General features: G+C 44.1%; 4 protein-coding genes. All 4 read left to right on the plus strand.

What is annotated here, in order from left to right; genetic code table 11:
• Nucleotides 1-94 precede the first annotated feature (94 nt).
• On the plus strand, nt 95-1069 hold the full coding sequence (locus ACQY6Q_RS13970) for a hypothetical protein (RefSeq protein ID WP_427982295.1): 975 nt from the start codon (nt 95-97) through the stop codon (nt 1067-1069).
• 15 nt (nt 1070-1084) lie between these two features.
• Nucleotides 1085-1489, plus strand: a complete 405-nt coding sequence (locus ACQY6Q_RS13975; RefSeq protein ID WP_427982296.1) for a TerB family tellurite resistance protein — start codon at nt 1085-1087, stop codon at nt 1487-1489.
• A gap of 3 nt (nt 1490-1492) precedes the next feature.
• Nucleotides 1493-2416, plus strand: coding sequence for a DNA repair protein (locus ACQY6Q_RS13980; protein ID WP_427982298.1), 924 nt, complete (start codon nt 1493-1495; stop codon nt 2414-2416).
• A 9-nt stretch (nt 2417-2425) separates the two neighbouring features.
• Nucleotides 2426-3055, plus strand: a 630-nt coding sequence (locus ACQY6Q_RS13985; protein ID WP_427982300.1) for a hypothetical protein, incomplete at its 3' end; no start/stop codon positions are given.

Below are 3055 nucleotides of genomic sequence, written 5' to 3' on the forward strand. Positions count from 1 at the left end.
CATCGCTGGCTCAAGGGCTTTGGCGATGCAGTATCGAATATTAAAACGGAAATAGTAGAACTTTAAAAACCTTGAGTAGCAATAAGGAAATATAATGGAAATAACTCTGGAAATGCTTTTTTGGTCACTGCTCGGCAGTGCCAGTTTAGTGGTGCTTTTACAGCTGTATTCTATCAAGCAAAAACAGCGTATTCAGCAAGGCTTGCAGCTTAATCAACAAGCCAACGCTCAGCAACAAGCCGAGGCCAAAGCAGACTTGGCGCAACAATTAGATAGTAATAAACAACAACAAGACCAAGCTCTTAAACAACTAAGCGAACAAGTGACAGACTATTTTGCAGTGCTTAAAGATTTACAACATCAGGGCGAGCAAAGCCTAGCAGAAGTTAGCCAGCAACTACACGCAAGGCTCCAACAACTGAGTGAGCAACTGAGTGAGCAGCAAACTGAATACAGTGAACAACTTAAGCAAATCAGTGACGACTTAAGCACCTCAGCGCAACAGCATGCCTTAAATCTACAAGATGCGCTTAGCGCTCACAGCAAACAGTTGCAGCAACAACAAAGTGCGGCTCAAGCCGAGCTAAATCAGCACTTACAGAAGTTACAAAGCTTAAACCAAAGCGCGGACTTCAATCAGCAGCAAGCCAAACTTAGCTTGTTAGAACAGTTCACCTCACAAATACAAAGCCTGCGCGCAGACAACTTAGTTAGCCTGACCAACGAACTAGCCAAGCATCAAGACTTAACTATTGAAAACGATGACTTTGTAAAACAATTAGGCGACTGCAAGGTCACCAAAATTAAAGACAAGCACAGCGGACAAATAAGCCACATCCACTATCAAAATGGACTCAAACAACGCAGTGATACCTATGCTGGAGAGCAGCTTAAATACCAAATGCATTTTGATGAAACAGGCAAAGCTCAGCAAGGCCTTGAATTTGATGGGCAAGGTAATTGCATTTTTGAATATCACTATAATGCTGCCGGTGAAATTGAACAGCGTATAGAAAATCGTTTTGATGAAAACGGTAAACAAGTAGAACAAGTGGCAGTAGCGTATTAACAGTAAGGATCGCAAATGTATTTATCAGAACTCAACGCTGGCGAGAAAAAGAATTTTTTAGAATTAGCCAAATACGCTATGGGCTTAAACGGTGAACAAAAAGCCGAAGAACAAGAAGTGTTTATGTCTTTTGTTAATGAGTGCGGTCTAAATGAGTACCGTTTAAGCAAGCAGGATAATATAGAATCAGTCATCAAAGTCTTGGCTAAATCGAAGGCGAAACATCAACGCATTGTATTACTGGAGTTGTTTGGCATTTTGTTAGCAGACGACGAAATTTGTAGCAACGAGCAAAGCTTTCTCGAACAACTAGCGACTGCTTTTGCTTTAGATAATTATCAAGTTCAGCGGATAAAGCGCTGGGTATTAGCAATGAATGACTTGGTGGCTGAAGGTCACGCCATGATTAATAAGGATTGAACTATGGGATTGTTTAGTAGAGCGAAACGCTGGGCTTATAGCGTATGTAGCCGAGTGAAAGACGCCGTATCCAGCGCTGTAGATTCTGTAAAAAAAGCCTGCTCCAAAGTATGGAACGCCTTCACCGGTAAACACTACGCCGACGAAGCCGAAGCCATTATTGCCGAAACTCAACTGCGTTACGATAAGGCCAAGCAAACTTACGAGAGCGAAGTCAGGCGAATTTCCGCCGATATCGAGCAAAAAGTCAGTCAAATTAACCAATTTAAACTCAATATCTATCAGCAACACTTTGCTCGATTTATGAAACTGTCGCGCCGCTTACATAATGTGGTGGTTGCCGGACAACCTTTCGAAGAGCTATTTGATGACAAGATATTAGAAATAAAAACCCAAACCGGCGTGCGCGCTAAATCAGAAATCATGCTCATCGATTTTAATCAAATGGGCTTGTTAGACACTCTAGGCATGGTACTCACTCTGGGGATCTTCTCACGCAAGAAAGCTAAAGAATCCTTACAACGAGCCAAAGATGAGCAGCGACGAGTCAACGAAGAGATAAGCAAAATGCAGGCTCAGCCACGCCAATTACAGGTTATCGCCGAGTCCATCGACAATGTTTGTGGCTATTTCTCGGAGCTGGTTAACTCTTACAGCCAGCTGTTAGACCGCTTTGAATACGGTATTCAAACTCAGCGAATGCAACAACTCGCCAACAACAGCGATGTATTTGCCCATAAGCTCGACTTCAAATTATTACCAGTGGCGCACTTGGAAGAATTTAGGGCCCTATTCAACTTATCCATTGTATTGAAACAAATGGCTAACTTAGGTTACTTGTCTGAATCTGGAGAGTTTATCGACGCCGACTGTCAGCAAGCCTCTGCCATGATTGAGCAAGTAAGAGCCCAGCAGCACACAGCTTAAGGAATCGCAATGAGTGAAAAATCCGATTATCGCATTCCTGAACTCAGCTGCGAAGAGCTTACCCAACGTTTAGCTGGCTGCTCTCCCTTAGCGGCCAGCAAAACCTTGATCGATATAGAGCTGTTTGACCAACGCAGTTCTCTTGAAGTATTAAATACGGTCTACGCTGAGTTTGACTCTGGCGCCAACATCATTGAGCAGCTGGTCACGCCCATTGGCTTAAATTTGCTTGATAGCATTATTAGCCACAAAAAACTCAAGCTAAACCGCACCGGCATCACCGCTTCACGAGTATGGGCAGAGATTAATAATTTTAGCTATCCCTCAGTAGCAGCCAATGGCGAGGTACTCAGCGCCAAACAACAGCTCGACGCCATGCGCAAGCCGGATAAGTTTGAACGAGAAAAGGTAGCCAAACGCGACCTTGGTGCCACCAAAGACACGTTTTTCGCCGATAAACATACAGCCAAAGCCGACATTGAAGTGAATCAGCGAGGTCAGCGAGTCAAGATTTATCGCAGCCAAGAGCAAGAAGGAGCAGACTGGGCTAGCGCCGCCCAAACCGACCACATTGTGCCGGTGAAGCAGCTAGCCGACCAATATGGTAAAAATGCCTTCTTGGTGGAGCAAGATAGGCTC

The organism is Agarivorans sp. (assembly GCF_050295395.1).
Taxonomy (GTDB): Bacteria; Pseudomonadota; Gammaproteobacteria; order Enterobacterales; family Celerinatantimonadaceae; genus Agarivorans.

Coding starts and splice junctions, on each gene's coding strand:
- ACQY6Q_RS13975 (WP_427982296.1), top strand. CDS start 1,085: ATGTATTTATCAGAACTCAACGCTGGCGAGAAAAAGAATTTTTTAGAA.
- ACQY6Q_RS13970 (WP_427982295.1), top strand. CDS start 95: ATGGAAATAACTCTGGAAATGCTTTTTTGGTCACTGCTCGGCAGTGCC.
- ACQY6Q_RS13980 (WP_427982298.1), top strand. CDS start 1,493: ATGGGATTGTTTAGTAGAGCGAAACGCTGGGCTTATAGCGTATGTAGC.